A 24,542-nucleotide genomic window follows, 5' to 3' on the forward strand; every position below is an offset into this window, starting at 1 on the left:
TGGCTGCCCGTGACCGGGACCCCTAAACGCTGACCTCCACGCTCCCGCCGGCCACCCGTACGGGATAGACCGGCACCGTCACCGCGTCCTCGTCCAGGCAGCGCCCCGACACCAGGCTGAACACCTGCTTGTGCAGCGGCGAGGCGACGGTCGGCTCGCCCTTCCTGGTGCCGACGATGCCGCGGGAGAGCACGTACGCCCCGCTGAACGGGTCGCGGTTGGCCAGCGCGTGCAGGGCGCCGTCGTAGGTGCGGAAGACGGCCACCTGCACGTCACCGACCAGGGCGCAGACGCCGCGTTCCGGCAGCAGGGCGTCGAAGTCGCAGACCGGCGTCCAGCTCATCGCGCCATCACCGGCCTGATCTGGCCGCGCTCGCTGCCGAACACGATCGACGGGTCGGGGACGCCGGGCGCGTTGACGAAGCTGACGAACCTGCTGAGCTTGTCCGGGTCGTCCAGCGTGGCCTGCCACTCGTCGGCGTACGTGGCGATGTGGTGCTCCATCTGCGCGTCGAGGTCGGCGCAGAGGCCGAGCGAGTCTTCCATGATCACCTCACGGAGGTAGTCGAGACCGCCGTCCAGCGACTCGATCCAGGCGGCGGTGCGTTGCAGCCGGTCGGCGGTGCGGATGTAGAACATGAGGTAACGGTCGATGGTCCTGATCAGCTCGTCGGTGCTCAGGTCCTTGGCGAGCAGGTCGGCGTGGCGGGGCCGGAAGCCGCCGTTGCCGCCGACGTAGAGGTTCCAGCCCTGCTCGGTGGCGATGACGCCGAAGTCCTTCGACCTGGCCTCGGCGCATTCGCGGGCGCAGCCGGAGACGGCCGACTTGATCTTGTGCGGGGAGCGCAGCCCGCGGTAGCGCAGCTCCAGGGCGATGGCCATGCCGACGGAGTCCTGCACGCCGTAGCGGCACCAGGTCGAGCCCACGCACGACTTCACGGTGCGCAGCGCCTTGCCGTACGCGTGGCCCGACTCGAACCCGGCGTCGACCAGCCGCCGCCAGATCTCCGGCAGCTGCTCGACCCTGGCTCCGAACAGGTCGATGCGCTGCCCGCCGGTGATCTTGGTGTAGAGGCCGAAGTCGCGGGCCACCTCACCGATGACGATCAGCTTGTCCGGCGTGATCTCACCGCCCGGGATGCGCGGCACGACCGAGTACGTGCCGTTCTTCTGGATGTTGGCGAGGAAGGCGTCGTTGGTGTCCTGCAGGGCGGCCCGCTCGCCCTCCAGGACGTGCCCGTTGTGCAGCGAGGCGAGGATCGAGGCCACGGCCGGCTTGCAGATGTCGCAGCCCCTGCCCTGCCCGTGCTCGGTGATGAGCTGGGAGAACGTGCTGACCTCGCGCACCCGTACGATGTCGAACAGCTCGGCCCGCGAATACGTGAAGTGCTCGCACAGGCTCTTGCTGACCTCGACGCCCGACTTCTCCAGCAGCTGCTTGAGCATCGGCACGCAGCTGCCGCAGGTCGTGCCGGCCCGGGTGCACGCCTTGACGCCGGCCACGTCGGTGGCGCCGCCCTCGGCGATGGCGGTGCGGACGTCGCCCGCGCACACGTTGTTGCACGAGCAGACCTGCGCCTCGTCGGGCAGGTCCAGGTTCGCCGCCCCCGACCCGGTGAACAGCAGGTCGGACGGCGAGGCGGGCAGCGGCTTGCCGACGAACGGCCGCAGCGTCGTGTACGGCGAGGCGTCGCCCACGCAGATGCCGCCGAGCAGCGTCCGGGCGTCGTCGCTGATGAACAGCTTCTTGTAGACGCCGGCCACCGGGTCCATGTAGGTGACGTCGAGGGCGCCGTCCATCGCCCCGAACTGCGCCACCTCGACGCCCAGCAGCTTGAGCCTGGCCGACAGGTCTGCGCCCTCGAACGCCGCCCGGCCGCCCATGATCTGCTCGGCCGCCACCTCAGCCATCGTGTTGCACGGCCCGACGAGCCCGTAGATCATGCCCCCGGCCAGGGCGCATTCGCCGACGGCGTAGATGGAGGGGTCGGAGGTGCGCATCGCGGAGTCGACCACGATGCCGCCGCGCTCGCCCACGGCCAGCCCGGCCGACCTGGCCAGCTCGTCGCGCGGCCTGATGCCCGCGGAGAACACCACGATCTGCGCGTCCACCAGCGTTCCGTCGGGCTTGCGCAGCCCGGTGACCCGGCCCTCGCCGTCGGCGACGATCTCCTGGACGCCCGCGCCGGCGTGCACGCTCAGCCCGAGCTGCTCGATGTGGGACTTCAGTACCGAGCCGCCGCCCTCGTCCACCTGCCGGGGCATCAGCCAGGGGCTCATCTCGACGATGTGCGCCTTCAGCCCGAGCGCCCGCAGCGCGTCGGCGGCCTCCAGCCCGAGCAGGCCGCCGCCGACCACGACGCCCTCCGCGGCGTCCTTGGCGGCCACCCTGATGGCGTCGAGGTCCTCGATGGTGCGGTAGACGAAGGCGTGCCCGGCCCCCGGCACCGGCGGCACGAACGGCGCCGATCCCGTGGCCAGCACGAGCACGTCGTACGGCTCGGCGCCGCCGTCCTCGGTGACGACGTGCCCGGCCTGCCGGTCGATCGCGGTGACACGGGTGTTCAGCCTGGTCACGACCCCGCCGGGAACGGGATAGGTGAGGTCCTCCGCGGTGGTGCCCGACAGGTATGAGGTCAGCGCCACCCGGTCGTAGGCCGGGCGCGGCTCCTCCCCGATCACGGTGATGCGGCCGTCGAAGCCCTTGGCCGCGAGCGTCTCCACGAACCGGTGCGCGGCCGGCCCGTACCCCACGACGACGATCCTGTTCATACCGAAACCCCTTCCTGCTCGCACAGCCAGCCGACGATGCCCTCCACGGCGTCGCGGCAGGTGCCGCACCCGGTCGTGGCCCGGGTCGCGGCCGCCACCGCGGCCACGTCCCGCGCTCCCGCCTCCCAGCACGCCCTGATCTCGCCCTTCGTCACGTTGTTGCACTGGCAGACCCTGGCCGCGTCCGGCATCAGCGTCGGGCTGTCGGCGACCGGCGTCGCCGCCGCCCCTGGGAACAGCAGGCCGGCCCGGTCGCCGGGCAGCGGCCCGCCGCGGTCGAAGAGCTGGGTGAGCGTGCCGACGACGTCGCTCTCGCCCAGCAGGATCGCGCCGACCAGCCGGCCGTCACGGATGACGAGCTTGCGGTAGGTGCCGCGGGCCCGGTGGCTGAACCGCACCACCTCGGCGTGCTCCTCGCCGAGCTGGGTCTCGCCCATCGCGGCCAGCTCGACGCTCCTCGCCTTGAGGCGGGTGACCAGCCGGGAACCGCGGTAGCGGGCCTTGCCGCCGGTGATGACGTCCGCGGCCACGGCGGCCTGCTCCCATGCGGGCGCGACCAGGCCGTAGACGGTGCCGTCGTGCTCGGCGCACTCGCCGACGGCGAAGATCGACGGGTCGTCCGTGCGCAGCTCGTCGTCCACCACCACACCGCGCCGCACCCGCAGGCCCGCCTCCGCGGCCGGCCCGGTCACCGGGCGCACGCCGCAGGCCAGCACGACCAGGTCGGCCGCGACCAGCTCGCCGCCGGCCAGCAGGACGCCGTCCTCGCGCACCGCCTCGGCGCTGACCCCGGTGCGGATCTCCACGCCCAGCCCGGCCAGCGTCTCGCCGAGCACCTCACCGGCCTCCACGTCGAGCTGGCGCTCCATGAGGTGCCCGGCCAGGTGCAGCAGCGTCACCGGCAGGCCCCGCCCGGCCAGGCCGCGGGCGGCCTCGACGCCGAGCAGGCCGCCGCCGACGACCACGGCCCTGCGGGCGTGCCCGGCGGCGGCCATGATGCGCTCGCAGTCGCCGAGCGTGCGGAACGGGATGGCCCGCTCCACGCCGGGGACGGGCGGCACGACGGCGTCGCTGCCGGTGGCGAGGACCAGCACGTCGTACGGCTCGCGCCGCCCGCCGTCCGTCACGACGTACCCGGCCTGCCGGTCGATGCGGGTGACCGTGCTGCCGAAGACCGCCTCCACGTCGTGCGCGTCGTACCAGGAGGAGTCCACCAGCCGCACCTGTTCCGGGCGCGAGCTGCCGGCCAGCACGTTGGACAGCAGCACCCGGTTGTACGGCCGGCACGACTCCGCGCCGAAAACGGTGATCCTCATGTGGGGGTCTCGGGCGCGCACCTCGCTGACCAGCCGCGACCCGGCCATCCCGTTGCCCACGACGACGAGTCTCATGAGTCCCTCTCCACTCTGACCGCGCAGACCTTGAACTCCGGCATCCCGGACACCGGATCGAGGGCCGGGTTGGTCAGCCGGTTGGCGCCCTCCCAGTGGAAGGGCATGAACACGGTGTCGCTCCTGATGGCCTCGCTGATCCTGGCCACGGCCTTGGTCTCGCCCCGGCGGCTGCTGATCCGCACGACGTCCCCCTGCGCGATGCCGAGCTGCTCGGCCAGGTCGGGATGGAGCTCGGCGAACGGCTCGGGAGCGGCCTGCACGAGCGGCGCGATCCTGCGCGTCTGCGCGCCGCTCTGGTACTGGGCCAGCACCCGGCCGGTGGTCAGGTAGACGGGATGGTCCTCGTCGGTCTCCTCGGCCGGCGGCCGGTGCTGGACGGGCACGAACCTGGCCCGGCCGTCCGGCGTGGCGAAGGAGTCGAGGAACGGCCTCGGCGTGCCCGGATGCCCCTCCGACGGGCACGGCCAGAACACGCCCGTCTCGGCGGCGATGCGCTCGTAGGTGATGCCGGAGTAGTCGGCGAGCCCGCCCGCGCTGGCCCGGCGCAGCTCGTCGAACACGGCGGCCGGCTCGTTGTCGAAGCGGTGGCCCAGCCGCGCGGCCAGCCCGGCGATGACGTCCAGGTCGCTCCGGACGCCCGCGGGCGGGTCGACGGCGCGGCGGCGCAGCAGCACGCGGCCTTCGAGGTTCGTCATGGTGCCGCTCTCCTCGGCCCACTGCGTGACCGGGAACACCACGTCCGCCAGCACCGCCGTCTCGGACATGACGACGTCGCAGGCCACGAGCAGGTCGAGCGCGCCGATGCGCTCGGCCACGCGCTCGGCGGCGGGCGCCGAGATGACCGGGTTGGAGCCGAACAGCAGCAGCGCGCGCGGCCCTTCCGGCGTGCCGAGCGCGTCCAGCAGCTCGTACGCCGGCCGTCCCGGCCCGGGAAGGTCGCCGGGGCGCACCCCCCACACCGCGGCGACGTGCTCGCGGGCGGCCGGGTCGTCGATCCTGCGGTAACCGGGGAGCTGGTCGGCCTTCTGCCCGTGCTCCCGCCCGCCCTGCCCGTTGCCCTGCCCGGTCACGCACCCGTACCCGGAGCCGTACGTGCCGGGCAGGCCCAGCGCCAGCGCCAGGTTGATGAACGCGCTCACCGTGTCGGTGCCCTTGGCGTGCTGCTCGGCGCCGCGCCCGGTCAGGACGTAGGCGTTGCCGGCGGCCGCCAGCGCCCTGACCGCCTGCCGCATCTGGTGAACCGGCACCCCGGTGATCCGCTCGACCCGCTCGGGCCACCAGCCGGCCAGCGACGTGCGCACCTCCTCGAACCCCGCGGTCCGCGCGGCGACGTACGTCTCGTCCACGAGCTCGTCGGCGATGGCCAGATGCGACATCCCCAGGGCGAGCGCCAGGTCGGTGCCGGGCGCGGGCTGCAGGTGCAGCCAGGCCTCCTTGGCGGTCCTGGTCCGCCGCGGGTCGATGACGATCAGCCGCGCCCCTGACAGGTGCCGCAGGAACGGCGGCATGGTCTCGGCCACGTTCACCCCGGCCAGCAGCACCACGTCGGCCCCGGCCAGGTCGGTGATCGGGAACGGCATCCCCCGGTCCATGCCGAACGCCCTCGTCGAGGCGGCCGCCGCCGAGGACATGCAGAAGCGGCCGTTGTAGTCGATCTGGCTGGTGCCGAGCGCGACCCTGGCGAACTTGCCCAGCGCGTACGCCTTCTCGTTGGTCAGGCCGCCGCCGCCGAACACGGCCACGGCGTCGGGGCCGTGTTCGGCACGCAGGGCGGACAGCCGCGCGGCCACGTAGTCGAGCGCCGTCTCCCATGCGACGGGCTCGCCGTACAGGAGCGGGGCGGTCAGGCGCTCGCCGTTGGTGAGCAGCTCGCCCGCCGTCCACCCCTTCTGGCACAGCGCCCCCGAGGCGTTGGCCGGGATGTCGGTCCTGGGGGTGATGGCCAGGCCTCCGCCCGTTCCTGGGCCGACTGCCATGCCGCACTGCAACGCGCAGTACGGGCAGTGCGTCCTCGTCACGTCAGACCCGGGCATGGGCGAGGCTCGCGATCACGGAGACGCCGACCTTGCGCGTGTAGCACCACCAGGTCAGCGCGGCGCAGGACACGTAGAAGGCGCCGAAGGCGAGGAACGCGGGGCCGGGCGTGCCGGCCGCGGCGAACGACATCCCGAACGCCCGGTTGATCAGGAACCCGCCGAGCGCTCCGACGGCCGAGATGATGCCGATGGCGGCGGAGGCCTGGCGCTTGCCGTACAGCAGGGCCTGCTCGCTCTCGCCGCGCTCGGCCACGGCCTTGGCCTGGAAGATGGCCGGGATCATGCGGTACGTGGAGCCGTTGCCGATGCCGGAGGTGAGGAACAACGTCTGGAAGGCCAGGAAGAACAGCCAGAAGTCGCCGGAGGTGCCGGCCAGCCACACCAGCAGCACGCCGCCGCCCATCGCGGCGAAGTTCCACAACGTGACGGGCGCTCCGCCGAACCGGTCGGCCAGCCAGCCGCCCGCCGGCCTGACCAGCGAGCCGATCAGCGGCCCGATGAAGGCCACCGCGGCGTACGGGGCGCCGGCGAACAGGTTCGCGCTCAGCAGCGGGAAGGCCGTGGCGTAGCCGATGAACGAGCCGAAGGTGCCGATGTACAGGAACGACATGATCCAGGTCTGTGCCCTGCCGGCGACGGCGAGCTGCTCGCGCGGCTCGGCCCTGGCGCTGGTGAGGTTGTCCATGAAGAACCAGGCGCAGGCGGCCGACACGACGATGAGCGGGATCCAGAACCACCCGGCGGCGGCCAGCCCGAGCGAGCCGATCACCAGCGGCATGACGAGCTGGACCGAGCTGACGCCGATGTTGCCCCCCGCCGCGTTCAGCCCGAGCGCGACGCCCTGCTTGTCGCGGGGAAAGAAGTAGGTGATGTTGGCCATGCTGGAGGCGAAGTTCCCGCCGCCGAACCCGGCCAGCGCCGCGATCACCAGGAAGAGCCAGTACGGCGTGCCCGGGTCGTTGACCGCCACGCCGAGCAGCGCGGCGGGGATGAGCAGCAGCAGGGCGCTGACCACGGTGAAGGTGCGCCCGCCGAACTTCGCGGGGCCGAACGTGTAGGGGACGCGCAACACCGAGCCGATCAGGTTGGGCAGCGCCACCAGCCAGAACAGCTGGTCGGTGGAGAACTCGTACGACCCCATCCGCGTGGCGACGATGCTCCACAACGTCCACACGGTGAAGCCGAGATGCTCGGCGACGATCGAGAAGATCAGGTTGCGCCGCGCGACCCGCCTGCCTGATCTCGCCCAGAAGGCTGGGTCATCGGGGTGCCAGTCGGCGATCCAGCGCGCCATCGACCTCTCCTACGCTCGGCGTCCGGGATCTCCAAGCTAGGAAGGGCGCGTTACGCACGTTGACGGTCCGTCGCCGTGCATGCGTTACGGGTGATTCACCTCGGTAACAAGCCACGCACATGTGTCACGGCGGAAACATGCTGGAAATGATCGCTTATCACGTGCCCCTCCGGGTAACAGCACTCCAGCAAGGGGGGAGAAACATGATCAAGAAGCTTCACCATATGGGGATCAAGTCGGGCCACATGTACACCGCGGGGATGGCGTCGATCGCCGTCTCCTTCGCGGCCTGGCTCATGTCGAAGAAGATGGAGGCGGCGGGCATCGACAGGGCCGACCGCTGGGGCATCTTCATCGGCGAGTGGGCGCCGTCGTTCTTCGCGCTGGGGGTGGCGCTCCGCATCGAGGAGACCCACCGCGAGCTCGAAGGGCCGGAGTCCGAGATGTACGAGCAGGCGGAGACTCGGGCCAGGACCCACGCCGGCGTGTGACGCGGAGGTCACGCAGGTCACATCACGCCCCGTGATCTGCGTGGCCGCGCGCCCCGGCCGGCCGAGCCGGTCACAGAGCCCGATCACCTGAGCCGCTCACCGGGACGGATCAGCAGAGCCGATCAGCAGGGCCGATCAGCAGGGCCGATCAGCAGGGCCGATCAGCAGGGCCGATCAGCAGGGCCGATCATGAGGGCCGGTCGGCCAGGCGCCGCAGCGGAGCGTCGCTCAGGCGGTAGTGCGGCCACTCCTCCTGGCGCACCGCGCCGAGGTTCTCGTAGAAGCCGATGGCCGGCTCGTTCCAGTCGAGCACCGCCCATTCGAGCCGCTCGTATCCGCGTTCCGCGCAGATCCCGGCCAGCTCGCCCATCAGCGCCCGGCCGTAGCCGCCGCCGCGGTGCTCGGGGCGTACGTACAGGTCCTCCATGTAGATGCCGTGCACGCCCTTCCACGTCGAGAAGGTCAGGAACCACAGGGCGAACCCGGCCACCTCGCCGTCGTGCTCGGCGATGTGGGCGAACACGGCGGGCGCGGCGCCGAACAGCGCCGTACGCAACTGCTCCTCGGTCACCCGCACCTCGTGCTCGGCCTTCTCGTACGTGGCCAGTTCGCGGATCAGCATGGCGATGACGGGCACGTCAGAGGGCATGGCGGGGCGAATCATGGCATTCAGCGTAGCGGGGGGCATGGGCGTCCCGTCCCGCTGGGTGGCCGCCATACGGGACACTGGATCCCAGGCATCCGTAACGGAGGACGGTTCATGGAACACCGCGTGTTGGGACGTACCGGTCGGCAGGTCGGCGTGGTCGGCCTCGGCGCATGGCAGCTCGGCGCCGACTGGGGCGAGGTCAGCGAGGAGGAGGCCCGCGCGACCCTGGAGGCGGCCGTGGACAGCGGGGTCACCTTCATCGACACCGCGGACGTCTACGGCGACGGGCGCAGCGAGCAGATCATCGGCCGCTTCGTCAAGGATCGTCCTGGCCTGACCGTGGCCACCAAGATGGGGCGGCGGGTGGAGCAGATCCCCGCCAACTACGTGATGTCCAACTTCCGCGCCTGGAACGAACGCTCCCGCCGCAACCTCGGCGTCGACACGCTCGACCTGGTGCAGCTGCACTGCCCGCCGACGCCCGTCTACTCGGCGGACGCCGTGTTCGACGCCCTCGACACGCTGGTGGCCGAGAAGAAGATCGCCGCGTACGGCGTGAGCGTGGAGACATGCGAGGAAGCGCTGACCGCGATCGCCAGGCCGGGCGTGGCGACGGTGCAGATCATTTTCAACGCCTTCCGGCTCAAGCCCCTGGAACGGGTCCTGCCCGCCGCCCGCGCGGCCGGAGTGGGGATCATCGCCCGTGTCCCGCTGGCCAGCGGCCTGCTGTCGGGCCGCTACGACGAGCACACCACCTTCTCCCCGGACGACCATCGCGCGTTCAACCGGCACGGGGAGGCGTTCGACGTCGGCGAGACCTTCTCGGGCGTCGACTTCGCCACCGGCCTGGAGGCGGTCCGCCTCCTGGCTCCGCTGGTGCCGCCGGGCGCGAGCATGGCCCAGTTCGCGCTCCGCTGGATCCTCGACCAGGAGGGCGTCTCGGTGGTCATCCCCGGCGCCCGCAACCCGGCCCAGGCCACCGCGAACGCCGCCGCCGCGGACCTGCCCCCGCTGGACGCCGCGACCCTGGCGGCCGTCCGCGCCGTCTACGACGACCTGATCCGCCCTCAGGTGCACCACCGCTGGTAGGACATCCGGTCCCGTCCCTGCCTGAACCCGCGCGCCCGGAAACTGTCGGTCCCGTCGGGCAGAATCGTCGGCATCATGACTCCTTTCAACGCCGTGCGATCGCCCGCGGGTGACATCGTGGTCTTCTATGTCGGCGCCGAGCCGCGCCTGACGGCCGAGCAGGCCCTCGCCTTCGCCGACCAGCTCCGTGCCCTGGCCGCCGAGCCCGATCCGGCGCCACCCTGCGCCCCCGGCCAGCGGCACCACGTGGCCGCATGACGTCCCGGTGTTGCTGTGAATCGTCCGCAACGCCCATCACGTTGCGGACGATTCACCGCGGCGATTAGCGAACGCGACCGGTTGGCCGTTTGCTCTTCATAACCAATAAGAGCGCTTTCCAGATCCTCGGCAACCGCCGACGGACAGGCTTCCTAACTTTTGCTCCAGGGGTCCGGACCTTCCGGCAGTTCATCGTCCCGGTTATCGTCGGGCTGGGCCGGACTCTGTTCCGGCTCGGATCCAGAATGAGTGTCCGCATCGAATGCCGATCCGGCGTCCCGCGCACGGTCGGCTAGTTCATGGAAGATCTGGCTGCTTTCTTGTCCGAGCGCATGCTGGGCAGCGGTCAGCCGCTTCGCCAGCTCCTCCTGGGCGATCGTCATCTGCTTCGCCACCTCTTCGTGCACGCTCGCCATGCGCTCGCCGGCATCGTCGAGATCAGCGGCGAACCGCGCGAACACGAAACCAGGGTTGCTCCGCTCTTCCTCTTCCCGCTGCTCCACTCTGCGCAGCACCGATGACAGGCGGACCTGCCAGTCCGCGGCACCATCGTGATAGCCGCTGAGCACGCCGGTCACGCTCTCGTCCCAGCCACCTTCACCGAAGTGATCTTGCAGCTCTTTCGCCGCCTGCGTGCGAGCTTCCAGCGCTTGGATCTCCGAATAAAGCCTGCCTTTGAGCTCCTCGTAATTGGGCATGGACTTCCTTCCCCCTGTGTCCAGGAATCAATGACCGGAGGCCGACCTCCCCACTATCGACGCAGACCGGAGCTTTCGAAAGCCTTGCTCCCGATATTTTCCAGGAGTTAGCTTGGCTGGTTCATCAGGAGCCACACACCGCCCCAGGATCAACTTGCGCCGAAATAACGGGCGGCGTACATCCCGCCTTCCTGCGGCGAACCCCTGAATTTGTGGGTGCACTTTCCGGAGATAGGGAATGTTCAGCCGAGGGCGCGGCCGGTGGGGGTGGTCCGGTCGGTGTGGTCGGCGACGCGGCCTTCGAAGAGGACGGTCCCGCCGTGCCTGCCGGGTCCCGGGCCGAGATCGATGAGCCAGTCGGCCTGGCGGATGACGTCGAGGTTGTGCTCGATGACGACGACGGTGTGGCCGTGTTCGACGAGGTCGCCGAGGACGTGCAGGAGCGTGTCGATGTCGTCCATGTGCAATCCGGTGGTGGGCTCGTCGAGCACGTAGACGGTGGGCTGCCCGGCTTCGCGGAGCTCCTTCGCGATCTTGACGCGCTGGCACTCCCCTCCTGACAGCGTGCTCAGCGACTGTCCCAGGCGCAGGTATCCCAGTCCGACGGCGGAGAGCTGCCGCAGGGCGCGGGCGATGCCCTGGTCGGGCAGCCGGGCGACGGCCTGGTCGACGGTGAGGTCGTCGACGTCGGCGATCGACAGTCCGTTCACGGTGTGGGCGAGGACCTCCGGGGTGAAGCGCCGGCCGTGACAGGTCCGGCAGCCGACCTCCTGGCCGTCCATGAAGGCGAGGTCGGTGTAGATGACGCCGAGCCCGCCGCAGTCGGGACAGGCGCCCTCGGAGTTGGCGCTGAACAGGGCGGCGGGGACGCCGTTGTGCCTGGCGAACAGCTTGCGGATGGCGGGTGCGACGCCGGTGTAGGTGATCGGGGTGGAGCGGCGGCTGGTGCTGACCGGCTTCTGGTCGATCACGACCGCGTCGTGCTGGGCCACCAGTTCGCCGGCGAGGCTGGACTTGCCCGAACCCGCGACGCCGGTGAGCACGGTGAGCACACCCGTGGGGAACCGCACGGTGAGGTTGCGCAGGTTGTTGCGGTTGGCGTCCGTGACGGTGAAGGAGCCCGTGGCGGGGCGGGGGGCGCGCTTGATCGGCTGCTGCCTGGCCAGGGCGCGGCCGGTCGGCGAGCCGCTCTCCCTGAGCCGGGCGTAGGTGCCCTGGAAGACGAGCCGCCCGCCCCCGTCGCCGGCACCGGGTCCGAGCTCGATGACCTGGTCCGCGTGGGCCATGACGGCGGGGTCGTGCTCGACGACGAGGACGGTGTTGCCGCTGTCGCGGAGCCGTTCCAGGATTCTGATCATCGACTCCACGTCGGTGGGGTGCAGTCCCACGCTCGGTTCGTCGACGACGTAGGTCATCTCGGTGAGGCTGGATCCAAGGTGCCTGACCATCTTGATGCGCTGTGACTCCCCGCCGGAGAGGGTCGTGGTCGCCCGGGAGAGCGTGAGGTAGCCGAGCCCGATCCTGATCATCCCCTCCAGCCGGGCGGTCAGTGCGTCCACGGCGGGCGCGACGCGGGCGGAGTCGATCGTACGGGCGAGTCCGGCCAGTTTCGTGATCTCCATGCGGGCCATCTCACCGATCGTGTGACCGAGCACCGTGGCCGTCCGCGCGGCCTTGCCGAGCCGGTCGCCGCCGCACTCCGGGCAGGTCTCGGCGCGGGTGAAGCGGCGGATGGTCTCCTGTTTGCGCTCCGACAGGTTGTCGGACGTGTGCAGGTAGATCCGCTCGAACCGCTCGACGACGCCCTCGTAGCCTTTGGGGGGCTTGCGTCCTAGCTGCGCCGCCGCCTGACCGCCGTACAGCAGAGCCTCGCGTTCGGACGGGGTCCACCGGCGGAGCGGGGTGCCGGGGTCGAAGGATCCGATGTCGGCGTACTGGGCGTACCAGTAGCCGCCGTTGCCGAAGCCGGGCAGCAGGATCGCGCCCTCGGCGAGCGATCTGTCCAGGTCCAGGATACGTTCGACGGCGGTGACCACCACCTCCCCGAGGCCGGAGCAGGCGGGGCACATGCCGGCGGGCTCGTTGAAGGAGAAGTGGCTCGACTCGCCCACGTAGGGGTGGCTGAGACGGGAGAACAGCAGCCGCAGGTAGGTCCAGGCGTCGGTGATCGTGCCGACGGTCGAGCGCGCGTTGCCGCCGATCCGGCGCTGGTCGACGACGATCACGGGAGTCAGCCCCTCGATGTGCTCGACGTCGGGGCGGGTCCACTTCGGCAACCGGTTACGCGCGAACGGCGGGAACGTCTCGTTGATCTGGTAGCCGGCCTCGGCGGCGATCGTGTCGAACACCAGCGACGACTTGCCGGAACCTGACACCCCCGCGAAGACGACCAGCCGGTTACGCGGAACGTCGACGTCCACGTCGGCCAGGTTGTTGGTCCGGGCCCGGCGGATGATGATGCTGCGCTCACTCATGTCGGAGAGGCTACGAGCAGATGTGGCCACATTCTGACCGCGATCGGTGGAAGAATCCAGGCTATGGCGGACGTCACCCAACGCATGCTGGCCCTGCTGTCGACGTTGCAGACGGGCCGTTCGTTCACCGGCGATGAGCTGGCCCGGCGGCTGAGCGTCAGCCCGCGTACCCTGCGCCGGGACATCGACCGGCTCCGCGGATACGGCTATCCCGTCGACACCCAGCCCGGCCCCGGCGGCTACTACCGGCTCGCCTCCGGCCGTACGATGCCGCCGCTCGTCCTGGACGACGACGAGGCGGTGGCCACCCTGCTGGCGCTGGCCTCCCTCGCCGCCGTCGAGCCATCCACCGGGCCATCCACCGGGCCATCCATCGGGGAAGGGATCGACGCCGCCGCGACCCGCGCGTACGGCAAGCTCGACCAGTTCCTCCCCGCCCGGTTGCGCCCTCATGTCGCCTCCATCCGCTCCAGCCTGGAGGCGAGCCCTCAACGCGCGCCGAGCGTCGCGGCCCGGCAGCTGGGCCTCGTCGGCGAAGCCATCGCGCACCGCGAGACGATGTCGTTCACCTACACCGACGCCCGCGGCGAACGCACGGAACGGCGTGTCGAGCCCTACCGGCAGGTTCACCACCTGCTGCGCTGGTATCTGCTGGCCTGGGACGTCGACCGTGCCGACTGGCGCGTGTTCCGCCTCGACCGGGTCACCGGCCCGTCCAGGACCGGCCACCGCTACACGCCGCGCCCGCTGCCGGCCGAGTCAGCGTCGGAATATCTGCGTCGAGGGCTCAACAGGAACAAGGAACGCGTCAGCGTCCTGGTCGAGGCGCCGGCGGCGGACGTCGTCGACGCCCTGAAATTCCAGGACGCCGAGATCCACTCCGTGGACGACACGCACACCCGGGTCAGCCTCGCGCTGGACTCCTGGCAGTGGCTGGTCCTCAACCTCGCGTTCCTGGAGGCCGGCTTCGAGATCGACGCGGCGCCGCACCTCCTGGAGGCCTGCCGCACCTTCGGCGAACGGCTCCTCGCCGCGGCGCCTGCCGGTCAGAGCGAGTCGCCCATGGTCGATGACCACGGACGTGCCGGAAGCCGCACGCGGCGCTCGGGCCCGTTAGCGTGGTGAGCCCAGCGACCCCGGAAGTGAGTGACCAGGAGGAGATGCGGTGATGCTGCTCACCCGGCTGAGCGTGCGCGGTCCGCTGACCGGCTGGCCCGCCGGTCTGCCGCCCGTCCGCCACCTGGGCGAGCACGGCCTGGAGCTCTCCGCACCGGTCACCTTCCTGGTGGGCGAGAACGGCTCGGGGAAGTCCACGATCATCGAGGCGATCGCCGACGCGTGCAAGGTCAACTCCGAAGGCGGCAAAGCCGGCACCCGTTACGCCAACACCGGCCCCGCCACCGCGCTCGGCGAGGCGCTCGACGCGTCGTTCACCGCTGAAGGGCTGCGGCTCACGCGCGGGCCCCGCCTCAAGCGCCGCTCGTTCTTCTTCCGCGCCGAGACCTTGATCAATCTCGGCCGCACCGTCTCCGGCCTGCCCGGCTACTGGACGGAGCACCCCGACCAGCAGTCCCACGGCGAAGGCTTTCTCACCGTGCTGGAAAGCATGGTGGCGGGCCCCGGGATCTACCTTATGGACGAGCCTGAGGCGGCCCTGTCGTTCATGTCGTGCCTGCGGCTCATGGGCCTGATGGACCGCGCCGCGGCCAAGGGCGCGCAGATCATCTGCGCCACCCACTCACCGATCCTCAGCGGGCTGCCCGGCGCGCAGATCCTCGAACTCAGCGACGACGGCATCCATCCGGTGGAGTGGGACAAGCTTCAGGTCGTCGACCATTTCCGCCGTTTTCTCGGCAAGCCGGACTTCTATCTCCGGTACGTCCTGGACGACTGACCGGTCGGAGCCGGGCGGGTGCCGGCTCGCGGGAGCCGTCACCCTGGGCCGCCCCGCCGAGCGTCGACGATGACCCGGGCCGGCCGGGGCACGCCTCGTACACCACTCTCCGTGCAGGTCCCAGCCCTCGGCAGGACGGGCGATAGCCGCGCCCGGCGTCAGGTACGCGCGGTCGAGTTCGTACGTCGCCCGCGTGCCGTCCTCCGCCGCGGGAGCGCCGACCTCCCGCGGCGGTGCCACGGGCCGCCTGTCGGACCAGCTCCTGCCGGAGACAGCGCCGCCCTTCCACCATGCCCCGACCGTGGCAGGGCTCGCGTTCATGCAAACGGTTGCAGCCCTGATCCTGGACTGATGTGGCCCACACCCCTAGATCACTGCAACGGGTTGGCCTAGCATCCGGGGTGTCCCGAGCAGGCAGGGAGCCGCCCCATGTTGAGCCGCCGCAACGCCATGCGCGCCATGGCGATGTCCGCCCTCGCCGTCCCGATCCTCGACGCGCGCGCCGTACACGCCACGCCCGATCCGTGGGCGCGGGCGAACCACATCGTGGCCAGGGTGCGCGGGCCGAGATTCCCGCGACGCCGGTTCGACATCCGGGACTTCGGCGCGACCGGCGACGGGGTGACGGACTGCACGAAAGCCATCCGCTCCGCGATCAGGGCCTGCCACGCGGCGGGCGGCGGGCACGTGGACGTGCCGGAAGGGCGGTTCCTGACCGGCGCGATCCACCTGCTGAGCAACGTCGACCTGCACGTCACCGCGGGCGCCAGGCTGCTGTTCAGCACCGACCCGAAGGCGTACCTCCCGCTGGTGCTGACCAGGTTCGAGGGCGTCGAACTCTACAACTACTCCCCGCTGATCTACGCCTACGGCCAGCGGAACATCGCGGTGACCGGGTCAGGCGTGCTCGACGGGCAGGCCAACCACGATCACTGGTGGCCGTGGAAGGGGTCGGGCGACGACGGCTGGGAGCCGGGCGAGCCCCACCAGGCCGAGGCCAGGGCCGCGCTGTTCGCCCAGGCCGAGCAGGGCGTGCCGGTCACGCGGCGGAGATACGGCGAGGGCGGCTACCTGCGTCCGTCCTTCGTCCAGCCCTACCGGTGCGACAACGTGCTCGTCGAGGGCGTCACCATCGTCAACTCACCGATGTGGGAGATCCACCCCACGCTCTCGCAGAACGTTCTCGTGCAGAACGTCACGGTCGAGTCGCACGGCCCGAACAACGACGGTTGCAACCCCGAGTCGAGCCGGATGGTGGTGATCCGCGGCTGCACGTTCGACACCGGCGACGACTGCATCGCGATCAAGTCGGGACGCAACGCGGACGGCCGCCGCGTGAACGTGCCCAGCGAGCACATCGTCGTCGAGAACTGCACCTTCCGCGACGGTCACGGCGGCATGACGATCGGCAGCGAGATGTCCGGCGGCGTACGCGAGGTCTTCATCAGGGACTGCGCGATGTCCAGCCCCAACCTCGACATCGCCCTGCGCTTCAAGACGAACTCCGTACGCGGCGGGTTCATCGAGGGCTTCCACGCCAGGGACCTCGAGATCGGCCAGGTGGGCGGCTCGGTCATCGACATCAACTTCAACTACGAAGAGGGACCCGGCCACGGATTCAACCCCGAGGTGGGCGGGATCGACGTGCGGGACGTGACCGTACGGACCGCCAACCGGGCACTCAACCTGCGCGGTTACGCCGACGCCCCGATCCGCGGGGTCACGCTGACCGACGTGGACTTCGGCGCCACCGCGACGCCGATCGTCGTCGAGCACGTCGAGGACCTGGTGCTCAAGAACGTCACCGCCAACGGCGAGCCGCTGACCGTGCCCTGACCGCGGGACGGGAGGGCTCCGGCCGGCTCTCACTACCATTCCGCCATGATCTTCGAAACCACGCCCCTGGCGATCGCCGGGATGGTGACCGTACTCGGGATGTCCGCGTCACTGTCGGTGACGACGGCGATGTTGTCCGCGCCACGGTCCCGCCATGCGCGCATACACCGGGCCTACGTCCTCGGGGGCATGTTCGTGTCGTTCGTCGGCGTCTGGCTGATGGCGTCCGGCGCGTGGCCGGCGCGTACGGACTCGCGCTACGGCCTCTTCGCACGGGCCGAATTCACCGCGGCGACTCTCATGGGCGCGGGCCTGGTTCTCATCGGGCTGGGCCCCTTCGCCTCGCGGCTGCTGGACGTGCTCGGCCGGTACGCGGAACGGCTGCCGCTGCCCGTTCGCCTGGCGGTCCGCGACCTGGCCGCTCGTCGCACGTCGACGGCTCCGGCGATCACGCTGACCGCGATGGCGACGGCGTTCGGAATCGCGTTGACGATCATCGCGGTCGGCGCGACGGCCCAGCTCAGGGCCGACTACCTCCCGCGAGCCCGGCCCGGCGCCCTCCTGGTGAGCCCTCTTTCGCCGGCGGACATGGACGCCGTACGCACGGCGATGCAGCGGGAGTTACCCGGCGTGCCATCAGCCGAGACGCAGCTCCCCCGTCCCCCTTCGCGTGTCGGCGCGCATGTCGACGGCCTCGACCGGCCGGGAGGGAGCGTCTACCCGGACGCGGTCATCGGCGACGAGGCGCTGCTGCGGTATCTCACGGGTGACCGGTCGACGCCGTACGACGAGGGCACGGCGGTGGTGGTCACCACCGCCGACGTGAAGGTCGGCTCGGTCACGATCAACATCGGCGATTCGCCGACGGTCAACACCCTTCCGGCCGTCGTCGCCAGGACCGCCGATCCGCACATGGAGACGATCTTCGTCCCGGCAAAGGTGATCCGGGACCTCGGCCATCAGCTGGAACCCGGCGAGCTGATCGTCGATCCCTCCGTCCACCGCGTCTCGGCGAGCGAGAAGGAGCGGCTCGACGCCCGGCTGGGTGGCGTCGCGGAAACCTCTGTGGAACGGGGGTTCCAGCCCTGGACCGGCTGGACGGCCGTCGTCGCCGCGGTCCTTCTCGTCGCCCTCGGCAGCGCTCTGGCCGCCGGCGGAGGCGGGGCCACGAGCCCGCGGGCAGGCCGTGTTCTGGCGCGGGCAGGTGACGGCTCGGCCGCGGCGCTCCGGTGGTTCGGCGCCTGTCGCGCAGGACTGGGCGCGGCGTGCGGCACGGTGCTGGGCGCGGTCGCCGGGTGCCCCGTCGGGATGTTGCTGAGCTGGCCGTTGACGGCGGCGACCTCGTGGAATTCACCGCCACGAGTGCCCTTCCCCACCCCGTGGCCGGTGATCGCTGCGGTGGTCGCCGGGCTGCCGATCGTCGCCGCAGCTCTCGGCGCCCTCCTCGTACGCGAGCAGACCCGCGGCGCCCTCTCCGCGCCCGGCGCTCACCCCACGCGGATTCGTTGACTCGAGGACGTTTACCGATGAGTTCCGGTCACGGGAGTGGTCCAACGTCCGACACGATCGGAAGGAGTGGTCCACGTGGACCTGTACAGCGTCATGCCGGTGAGCGACCGTACGAAGTCGCTGGAATGGTTCGGGGTGTTCTTCGGCCGCCCCGCGGACGAGGTCATCGGCGAGGAATACCTGTGGCAGGTCGGCGAGAACGCGTGGGTCGTCGTCGACGACCGGGGCGCTGGAGCCGAGCGGGTGGGAAGAGCCATGATCACGCTCGGGGTGACCGGTCTCGACGACATCCTGGCCCGCCTCGCCACCCACGGCACCAGCCACGAACCGGTGGAGACCTACGGCAACGGCGTGCGCCATGTCGTCGTGCTGGACCCGGACGGAAACAGCCTGTCACTCGCCGAGGCGCCCTGATCGGGTGAAACCGCCCGGCGTGCTCCATTCCAGGTATGCCGGTACGGGTTTCTTCTGTTACCACCGCGACCGTCCTGACACCGCGACGAGCTAGTGGAGGACCGCTGGTCCTTCACGCGCCCATGAGGCGACGACGTCGCTGGGACGGATACCCGCTTGGCACCGCCCACCCTCGCGGGCATCATGGTCGCCATGCCGGAGTTCATCGAGCCGATCGGCAAGATGCTGACGTCGTTCCTGGCCGCGGTGGCGGAGTTCCGCGCCGACCCTGACTATCCGGTTCCCTGGTTCGTCGACGATGTCGACCCGCAGGCTCTGGTGGACCCGGCGGCCTTCGAGGCGTACACCGCGCGCTTGGTCGACGAGCGGAACTCATCGGGGGTGCGCCCCGGATTCGTACCGATGACCACCCTGTGGTGGGTCGACCGCGAGCAATTCCTCGGCAGATTGGCCATCCGTCACCGGCTCACCCCGGCGCTGGAGATGTTCGGCGGCCACATCGGCTATGACGTCCGCCCTGGCGCACGTCGCCAGGGTCACGCGACGGCCATGCTCGCCGCAGCGCTGCCGATCGCCCGGTCTCTAGGCATCTCTCAGGCTTTGGTCATGTGCGACAAGACCAATATTGCCTCGCAACGGGTCATCGAAGCCAACGGCGGACAACTGCTCGACATCACCGCGCAAAAGCGTCGCTACTGGGTCCCGACCACGAAATCTTGATCCTGCCACCGCCCCGAAAGGCACGGGGCTCGGCTTTGAGCGGTTCACTTCGCAGCTCCCACGACATGGGAACTCGGCGCCGCCGACGGTTACGCGGAACCCCGCGCCGTGACCGGCCCCCGGCCGCAGCGCGGCGCGGGGCGCCGCCGCTTGAGTCAAAAGAGAGCATTTCGCCAGGTCACCCGCTCCTTACCACCGCAGAGTCCGCGGACAACCCCATAAAGCTCGCACATTGAACCTTTTTCAGGCTCCTTAGTGTTGGCTCCGTGAATCCTTCGGGGGTTGACGTAGAGCTGAGTGCTGTGCGGACGCGAGAGGCCGGCGATGTCGCCATCCTGGGCAACCTCGCCGCCCACGGCATCGACCACCTTCAGGCGATCATCGAGAACCGGCTCAAACGAATGCCACAAGTCGGCCTGCGATGCCAGATCGCCTACCTGCCAGGTAATCGCCCTGCCTACGAAGGGCGTGTCAGGATCGGCAGCGCACCGAACACCACTTCACCGGGAGGACACCATGCCGGCTTACGTCATCGCCCACCTGCAGGAGGCAGCCCCGCACCCGGAGATTGCCGAGTACATCGAACGGCTCCCCACCACCTTCGAGCCGTACGGCGGCCGTTACCTCGTCCACGCCACCCAGCACGAGGTGAAGGAAGGCAACTGGCCCGGACATGTCGTGATGATCGGGTTCCCGGGGATCGCCGAGGCACGGGCGTGGTGGGATTCTCCCGCGTACCGGGAGATCGCGCCGCTGCGCTCGCGGCGCATCGAGGGCGACATCATCATGGTCGACGGCGTGCCCGAGAACTACATCCCAACGGCGGCCGTCACCGCCATACGGGAGGCGGCGGCCCTGCCCGCGTAGGTCAGCGTCCGGGATGACAATGGCTATCTCCACCTCAGCCGCTGACCCCCGAACGGCTTACGGGCGGGGCCACTTAGCGAGCGCCCCTGGTCACAGCATGATCGCGATGCCGGTGTTCGGCCGGTGACGTACAGAAGCTCCTGGTAGACGGGTTGATCACCACAACCCACACCGTCGCAACCAGGAGCTTCCGGTGCTTTTCTATCGTGCTGCCGTCGATTTGTCGCCTCAGACCCTGAACTACGTCGCCGGGATGATCCGGCGCCACCGTAAGGCGATCGGGTCGCTCCGGCGGCGGCTGAACCCCGGCCAGCAGGCGTTGCTGGTGCTGGTCTACCTGCGCAAAGGCGAGACGTTCAACGAACTCGGGGCCGGTTTCGGGGGTGTCCACGGCGACAGCCTGGCGTTATGTGGAGGAGACCGTGACGCTGCTGTCGGCGCGCTCGCCGGAGCTTGAGCAGGCCTTGCGGAAGGCCCAGCGGGACGGGCTGCACTACCTCGTCCTGGACGGCACGCTGATCCACACCGACCGGATCGCCGCCGATCGGCCGTATTTCTCCGGCAAGCATCGCGTGCACGGCATGAACGTGCAGGTCATCGCCTCGCCGGACGGGACGATCCTGTGGACCTCGGGAGCGCTGCCGGGCAAGGAACATGATCTGAGCGCCGCCCGGATGTGGGGCATCCTGCGCGCGCTGGAGAAGGCGGGCATCATCACCCTGGCCGACAAGGCCTATCAGGGCGCGGAAGGCCCGGTCGTCATCCCGTACAAGGGCAAGGGCAAGCCCGAGTCGCACAAGCAGGCCAACCGCTCCCACGCCCGCCTTCGCGGACCTGGTGAACGCGCGAACGCCCAGCTGAAGAGCTGGAAGATCCTCCGCAAGCTACGCTGCAGCCCTTCCAAGGCCGGTCACCTCTGCAAGGCCATCGCCGTCCTTAAGAATCACCGCGTCGCCCAGGCCGCCTGAGGATGAAATGGGTTCGTTGACACGACCTGCAAGCAGCACCGAGCCGGCACAAGTCCATCGCGCGGCCCGACAAACTCGCGCCGGGATACAGTTCGTCAGATGCGAAGCATTTGGCCTATGACTATACCGCCATAATCGACTACGCGTACCGTCACGTCTACAACTACAACCCCAATCACCGTACTTACGGCGGAGAAGTCGGCGACTGCACCAACTTCCTGTCACAAATCCTCAAAACCGGCGACTGGCAAGAACCCGGTGCATGGCCAGGAGAAGATCGCACAAGCCCCAAGGAATGGTTCTGCGGGGACCTAGTGGCGACCACAACTTATACGTGGGCAGCCGCACATAACTGGTTTCAGTTCGCCAGGGAGTGGTCCGGACGCGTCACTGGATTAACGAATGCCTGGCACGTGGGCATAGCGGACGTTCTTCAGATCGACAGCGACAGCAATGGCAGTATCAGCCACTCAATGAACGTTACCGACATCGGCATAGGCGGCGATGGCGTGGACGAGCTGTATATGACTTGTCACGGCGCGGACACCAAGGACAAGCCGCTTAGCAGCATTATCGCTGCTTACGGAGACGGCACGACCTACTACGCCCATCGGACGTAGAGTCCGAGATATGGACAAGCGCAACAAGGGCATCCGGTTGAGGATCGCCTCGGTCCTCAACGGATGCTTGGCCTTGATCGGCTGTGCCCCCCAGTCCGAGAGTGGCGCCTCCAGCCCTCGAATCGCCGTTGATCAATACATCCACGCGCTGAATCGCTCCGACGATCAGGCCATCGCGCGGCTTGCACCTCCAGGCAACGACGCATCCACCGATATACGGCAACGCGTCCACACCTACGGCGGCCGGAACATCCGGATCACGTCAATCGACATCCGGAGTGAGATCACGCCGAAGGCGGCCAAGGCTCAGGTGGTGGGAGTAGGTGCGAATGGCGCCTACAGCGAGACGCTGCACCTGTCCAGAGAAGGTGAACGCTGGTTCATCACGCTGGGAAGGAATCCCACTCTGCCCTCGAACCAGACGACAGCATCGACTGAACGCCCCACCAACTCCTAGTGAGTTGCGCTTTCCGCGGGACCTGCCGGCTCAGCATGGATCGGTCTTGCCACGGCAAGAATAGGCCACCCTGGGTTGAGGCGATCACACCATTATGCGGAGGCATTCCATCGCCGGCCCTCATGAGTAGCTGTCGATGCGTTCGGCGCCGGAGCGTCCGGCGATGGTGTGGCGGTTGCCGGTGCTGGCGGCGGCGATGGCTCCGCGCAGGGCAGTGCTCATGACGGCGGCGGACGATCAGATCATCCCGCGCGACCCCTGAGCACAGGACGGCGGAAGCCGACCGGAAGCGCCGACGCGAGGAACACCAAGATCACAAAGGCGGCTGAGAGCGAGATCCCCGCACCACCTGATGGCACGAAGCCCAAGATCGGCCAGTCGAGGAGCCAACCTGCACCTTCCCAAGGTCGTCCCCATCAACGCGGAAGCAGTCAGCCGAAGCTAATGGCACGCGAATGGCACACCCATACGGACACATGTCTTCCCACCTGGTGTCGGGGCTGATCGCCGCCGAGAACCGAGGACCATCCGTTCGGGTGGCTCCCACGAGGCATCCATGGAAAGCCTTCTCCGGAGAGCGTGAAACCGTGAACCACTGATCGTTTCCGCCCGTCCTAGATGCATGAAAGGCATCTGGCTCTTAGCCGTGCTCGTGACGCTCGCCGCCTGTGGGCCGGCACCTGCGGCCACCGTTCCCACAATCCAGTACCAGGCCGACGGTACCGTGCTCGCCGACCAACAGCACGGCCCCCAACTCTGCGCCATCGTTGCTCAGTCCCTGCCGCCTCAATGCGGCGGGCCCGACATCATCGGATGGGACTGGAACGCGGTTGAGCACTCTGCCCGGAACGGCGTGCGCTGGGGCAGTTACCACGTAGTCGGCACCTGGGACGGTAAGAGGTTGAGGCTCACCGAGCCGCCGCGCCCCGCCGAGCACCACGATGCCCCGCGTAGCCGATCCGACCTCACCACACCCTGCCCCAAGCCAACAGGCGGCTGGCGCCCCGTCGCCCCCGCGAAGGCGACTCAGGAGGCGATGGCGGACGCGATCGCCAAGGCTCAGAAGCTTCCCGGGTACGCGGGCAGTTGGCTGGACCAGAGCTACCTCGAGGAGATCGAGGGCTATGACTCCCGTGACCGTAGATCTGTGGAGCGACACGCCAACGACCCCAAGCGACTGGTGCTGAACCTGCGCTTCACCGGTGACCCGAGCACCCGGGAGCCCGCGATCCGTGAGGTCTGGGGCGGTGCGCTGTGCCTGAGCCGTGCTCAGCGCACAGAGACGGAGTTGCGGGCGCTCCAAGAGAGAGCGCAGAAGGAAATAAAGGACACGTACTCGGCCTCGGTGGACGAGTGGGAAGGACACGTCAAGATCGCGGTCTGGGTGGTCACGCCGGAGCTGCAGCGCGAGGTCGATGCGAAGTACGGGCAGGGCTTGGTGGTCCTGGAGGGCTTCCTCAAGCAGGTGGGGTCTTGACGTACCGCGGCGTGGGCGCCCTGGCCCTGGTCCGCTTGGCTTGTCCTGGTCAAAAGCCACGGTGGCCGGGGAGCCAAGTACGTGTGATCGCAGGGTGAGACGAGAGGCGCGGTGATCCACGAGGCGGGAATCGTTCTCGCAGCCTCCAGCGCCATCACGGTCGTCGCCGCACTCATGCTTGCGGACGGATCAACGTGGCCCGCTGCGCTCCTCACGAATGCTCGGTGCTGGCGGCGCTGTCTTGTGAGGGCTGCTCAGCTGGTTGGGTCCAAACCCCTGGAACGACGAAGGGCCCGAACCTCCCTGATGCCGGGGTTCGAGCCCTTGCTGTTTGCCTCGTCTACAACACTGCCCGACGGCACGCCTCCGCAGCTTCCCCCTCGCGCATGCCGCCCGGGGTCAAGCGCTCGAGGTCGATGATGCAGCTGACGTGGTTTCCGATCTGGCCCTCGTTCAGCTCGGTCCGCCGGCAGACGTCCTTGTGGGCCTGCCTGACGATGTAGCCCTTCACGAACAGATACGACTCACAGTCGTACCGGTCAGCCTGTGCGGGCGCCGTGGCAGCCACGCTGAATCCAGCACCAGCGAGTAGCCGATGGCGGTGAGTGTGATCTTCTGGAGCGTT

The 24,542-nt window shown here is 69.3% G+C and carries 23 protein-coding genes and 1 pseudogene; 15 read left to right on the forward strand and 9 right to left on the reverse strand.

The features are described from left to right. Positions 1-22: 22 nt before the first annotated feature. The 5 genes from nirD to ABGB14_RS28655 are packed head-to-tail and all read right to left on the reverse strand — an operon-like array spanning position 23 to position 7,496. Positions 23-343: a nitrite reductase small subunit NirD gene (gene nirD / locus ABGB14_RS28635; RefSeq protein ID WP_347646918.1), complete on the reverse strand. Its 321-nt coding sequence runs from the start codon at positions 341-343 to the stop codon at positions 23-25. Next, positions 340-2,772 (reverse strand): nitrite reductase large subunit NirB, encoded by a 2,433-nt coding sequence (nirB, locus tag ABGB14_RS28640; protein ID WP_347646919.1) that lies wholly within the window; start codon positions 2,770-2,772, stop codon positions 340-342. The genes nirD and nirB overlap by 4 nt, the downstream gene beginning before the upstream one ends. Further along, positions 2,769-4,163, reverse strand: coding sequence for an FAD-dependent oxidoreductase (locus tag ABGB14_RS28645; RefSeq protein WP_347646920.1), 1,395 nt, complete (start codon positions 4,161-4,163; stop codon positions 2,769-2,771). Before ABGB14_RS28645 ends, nirB begins: the two co-directional genes overlap by 4 nt. Continuing rightward, complete coding sequence (locus tag ABGB14_RS28650) at positions 4,160-6,199, reverse strand: molybdopterin-dependent oxidoreductase (RefSeq protein ID WP_347646921.1); 2,040 nt, start codon at positions 6,197-6,199, stop codon at positions 4,160-4,162. The genes ABGB14_RS28645 and ABGB14_RS28650 overlap by 4 nt, the downstream gene beginning before the upstream one ends. Beyond that, positions 6,186-7,496, reverse strand: a complete 1,311-nt coding sequence (locus ABGB14_RS28655; RefSeq protein ID WP_347646922.1) for an MFS transporter — start codon at positions 7,494-7,496, stop codon at positions 6,186-6,188. Before ABGB14_RS28655 ends, ABGB14_RS28650 begins: the two co-directional genes overlap by 14 nt. Positions 7,497-7,699: 203 nt before the next feature. Between ABGB14_RS28655 and ABGB14_RS28660 the strand changes: the two genes are divergently transcribed. Next, entirely contained in the window at positions 7,700-7,987 is a 288-nt protein-coding gene (locus ABGB14_RS28660; RefSeq protein ID WP_347646923.1) for a hypothetical protein, read from the forward strand. Between the two features lie 187 nt (positions 7,988-8,174). Here the strand turns inward: ABGB14_RS28660 and ABGB14_RS28665 are convergent, their stop codons facing one another. Then, entirely contained in the window at positions 8,175-8,651 is a 477-nt protein-coding gene (locus ABGB14_RS28665; protein ID WP_347646924.1) for a GNAT family N-acetyltransferase, read from the reverse strand. A 96-nt stretch (positions 8,652-8,747) separates the two neighbouring features. On the opposite strand from ABGB14_RS28665, the gene ABGB14_RS28670 reads away from it, so the two are divergent. Next, entirely contained in the window at positions 8,748-9,725 is a 978-nt protein-coding gene (locus tag ABGB14_RS28670) for an aldo/keto reductase (RefSeq protein ID WP_347646925.1), read from the forward strand. Between the two features lie 75 nt (positions 9,726-9,800). After that, positions 9,801-9,983, forward strand: coding sequence for a hypothetical protein (locus ABGB14_RS28675; RefSeq protein WP_347646926.1), 183 nt, complete (start codon positions 9,801-9,803; stop codon positions 9,981-9,983). A 152-nt stretch (positions 9,984-10,135) separates the two neighbouring features. On the opposite strand, the gene ABGB14_RS28680 is transcribed toward ABGB14_RS28675, so the two are convergent. Together ABGB14_RS28680 and ABGB14_RS28685 are read right to left on the reverse strand one after the other, a co-directional pair. Continuing rightward, positions 10,136-10,681 (reverse strand): hypothetical protein, encoded by a 546-nt coding sequence (locus ABGB14_RS28680; protein WP_347646927.1) that lies wholly within the window; start codon positions 10,679-10,681, stop codon positions 10,136-10,138. Positions 10,682-10,923: 242 nt separating this feature from the next. Continuing rightward, positions 10,924-13,155: an excinuclease ABC subunit UvrA gene (locus ABGB14_RS28685; protein ID WP_347646928.1), complete on the reverse strand. Its 2,232-nt coding sequence runs from the start codon at positions 13,153-13,155 to the stop codon at positions 10,924-10,926. 63 nt (positions 13,156-13,218) lie between these two features. Here ABGB14_RS28685 and ABGB14_RS28690 point away from each other — a divergent pair, with 63 nt between their 5' ends. From ABGB14_RS28690 to ABGB14_RS28745, 12 genes and pseudogenes are all read left to right on the forward strand, one after another. After that, positions 13,219-14,280, forward strand: a complete 1,062-nt coding sequence (locus ABGB14_RS28690; protein WP_347646929.1) for a WYL domain-containing protein — start codon at positions 13,219-13,221, stop codon at positions 14,278-14,280. A gap of 43 nt (positions 14,281-14,323) precedes the next feature. Next, a complete protein-coding gene (locus tag ABGB14_RS28695) occupies positions 14,324-15,049 on the forward strand; it encodes an AAA family ATPase (RefSeq protein WP_347646997.1) in 726 nt (241 codons plus the stop codon). A 429-nt stretch (positions 15,050-15,478) separates the two neighbouring features. Then, complete coding sequence (locus tag ABGB14_RS28700; RefSeq protein ID WP_347646930.1) at positions 15,479-16,885, forward strand: glycoside hydrolase family 28 protein; 1,407 nt, start codon at positions 15,479-15,481, stop codon at positions 16,883-16,885. Between the two features lie 45 nt (positions 16,886-16,930). Continuing rightward, positions 16,931-18,394, forward strand: a complete 1,464-nt coding sequence (locus ABGB14_RS28705; protein ID WP_347646931.1) for a hypothetical protein — start codon at positions 16,931-16,933, stop codon at positions 18,392-18,394. Positions 18,395-18,469: 75 nt separating this feature from the next. Beyond that, complete coding sequence (locus ABGB14_RS28710) at positions 18,470-18,808, forward strand: VOC family protein (RefSeq protein WP_347646932.1); 339 nt, start codon at positions 18,470-18,472, stop codon at positions 18,806-18,808. Positions 18,809-19,000: 192 nt separating this feature from the next. Next, on the forward strand, positions 19,001-19,528 hold the full coding sequence (locus ABGB14_RS28715; protein WP_347646933.1) for a GNAT family N-acetyltransferase: 528 nt from the start codon (positions 19,001-19,003) through the stop codon (positions 19,526-19,528). Positions 19,529-20,044: 516 nt separating this feature from the next. Continuing rightward, positions 20,045-20,395 (forward strand): DUF1330 domain-containing protein, encoded by a 351-nt coding sequence (locus tag ABGB14_RS28720; RefSeq protein ID WP_347646934.1) that lies wholly within the window; start codon positions 20,045-20,047, stop codon positions 20,393-20,395. Positions 20,396-20,588: 193 nt separating this feature from the next. Then, positions 20,589-21,363: pseudogene (locus tag ABGB14_RS28725) on the forward strand (transposase family protein). 110 nt (positions 21,364-21,473) lie between these two features. After that, a complete protein-coding gene (locus ABGB14_RS28730; RefSeq protein WP_347646935.1) occupies positions 21,474-21,983 on the forward strand; it encodes an amidase domain-containing protein in 510 nt (169 codons plus the stop codon). Positions 21,984-21,993: 10 nt separating this feature from the next. Further along, positions 21,994-22,440: a hypothetical protein gene (locus tag ABGB14_RS28735; RefSeq protein ID WP_347646936.1), complete on the forward strand. Its 447-nt coding sequence runs from the start codon at positions 21,994-21,996 to the stop codon at positions 22,438-22,440. A 136-nt stretch (positions 22,441-22,576) separates the two neighbouring features. Then, complete coding sequence (locus ABGB14_RS28740; RefSeq protein ID WP_347646937.1) at positions 22,577-22,702, forward strand: hypothetical protein; 126 nt, start codon at positions 22,577-22,579, stop codon at positions 22,700-22,702. Positions 22,703-23,062: 360 nt separating this feature from the next. Continuing rightward, positions 23,063-23,917: a hypothetical protein gene (locus ABGB14_RS28745; protein WP_347646938.1), complete on the forward strand. Its 855-nt coding sequence runs from the start codon at positions 23,063-23,065 to the stop codon at positions 23,915-23,917. A 340-nt stretch (positions 23,918-24,257) separates the two neighbouring features. On the opposite strand, the gene ABGB14_RS28750 is transcribed toward ABGB14_RS28745, so the two are convergent. Beyond that, positions 24,258-24,428, reverse strand: coding sequence for a hypothetical protein (locus ABGB14_RS28750; protein ID WP_347646939.1), 171 nt, complete (start codon positions 24,426-24,428; stop codon positions 24,258-24,260). Positions 24,429-24,542 lie beyond the last annotated feature (114 nt).

The organism is Nonomuraea sp. B10E15, assembly GCF_039871615.1.
GTDB lineage: Bacteria > Actinomycetota > Actinomycetes > Streptosporangiales > Streptosporangiaceae > Nonomuraea.

Excerpts from the sequence above, each read along its gene's own strand:
- nirD (WP_347646918.1), bottom strand. The coding sequence starts at position 343 with ATGAGCTGGACGCCGGTCTGCGACTTCGACGCCCTGCTGCCGGAACGC.
- nirB (WP_347646919.1), bottom strand. The coding sequence starts at position 2,772 with ATGAACAGGATCGTCGTCGTGGGGTACGGGCCGGCCGCGCACCGGTTC.
- ABGB14_RS28645 (WP_347646920.1), bottom strand. The coding sequence starts at position 4,163 with ATGAGACTCGTCGTCGTGGGCAACGGGATGGCCGGGTCGCGGCTGGTC.
- ABGB14_RS28650 (WP_347646921.1), bottom strand. The coding sequence starts at position 6,199 with ATGCCCGGGTCTGACGTGACGAGGACGCACTGCCCGTACTGCGCGTTG.
- ABGB14_RS28655 (WP_347646922.1), bottom strand. The coding sequence starts at position 7,496 with ATGGCGCGCTGGATCGCCGACTGGCACCCCGATGACCCAGCCTTCTGG.
- ABGB14_RS28660 (WP_347646923.1), top strand. The coding sequence starts at position 7,700 with ATGATCAAGAAGCTTCACCATATGGGGATCAAGTCGGGCCACATGTAC.
- ABGB14_RS28665 (WP_347646924.1), bottom strand. The coding sequence starts at position 8,651 with ATGATTCGCCCCGCCATGCCCTCTGACGTGCCCGTCATCGCCATGCTG.
- ABGB14_RS28670 (WP_347646925.1), top strand. The coding sequence starts at position 8,748 with ATGGAACACCGCGTGTTGGGACGTACCGGTCGGCAGGTCGGCGTGGTC.
- ABGB14_RS28675 (WP_347646926.1), top strand. The coding sequence starts at position 9,801 with ATGACTCCTTTCAACGCCGTGCGATCGCCCGCGGGTGACATCGTGGTC.
- ABGB14_RS28680 (WP_347646927.1), bottom strand. The coding sequence starts at position 10,681 with ATGCCCAATTACGAGGAGCTCAAAGGCAGGCTTTATTCGGAGATCCAA.
- ABGB14_RS28685 (WP_347646928.1), bottom strand. The coding sequence starts at position 13,155 with ATGAGTGAGCGCAGCATCATCATCCGCCGGGCCCGGACCAACAACCTG.
- ABGB14_RS28690 (WP_347646929.1), top strand. The coding sequence starts at position 13,219 with ATGGCGGACGTCACCCAACGCATGCTGGCCCTGCTGTCGACGTTGCAG.
- ABGB14_RS28695 (WP_347646997.1), top strand. The coding sequence starts at position 14,324 with ATGCTGCTCACCCGGCTGAGCGTGCGCGGTCCGCTGACCGGCTGGCCC.
- ABGB14_RS28700 (WP_347646930.1), top strand. The coding sequence starts at position 15,479 with ATGTTGAGCCGCCGCAACGCCATGCGCGCCATGGCGATGTCCGCCCTC.
- ABGB14_RS28705 (WP_347646931.1), top strand. The coding sequence starts at position 16,931 with ATGATCTTCGAAACCACGCCCCTGGCGATCGCCGGGATGGTGACCGTA.
- ABGB14_RS28715 (WP_347646933.1), top strand. The coding sequence starts at position 19,001 with ATGCCGGAGTTCATCGAGCCGATCGGCAAGATGCTGACGTCGTTCCTG.
- ABGB14_RS28720 (WP_347646934.1), top strand. The coding sequence starts at position 20,045 with ATGCCGGCTTACGTCATCGCCCACCTGCAGGAGGCAGCCCCGCACCCG.
- ABGB14_RS28735 (WP_347646936.1), top strand. The coding sequence starts at position 21,994 with ATGGACAAGCGCAACAAGGGCATCCGGTTGAGGATCGCCTCGGTCCTC.
- ABGB14_RS28740 (WP_347646937.1), top strand. The coding sequence starts at position 22,577 with ATGCGTTCGGCGCCGGAGCGTCCGGCGATGGTGTGGCGGTTGCCGGTG.
- ABGB14_RS28745 (WP_347646938.1), top strand. The coding sequence starts at position 23,063 with ATGAAAGGCATCTGGCTCTTAGCCGTGCTCGTGACGCTCGCCGCCTGT.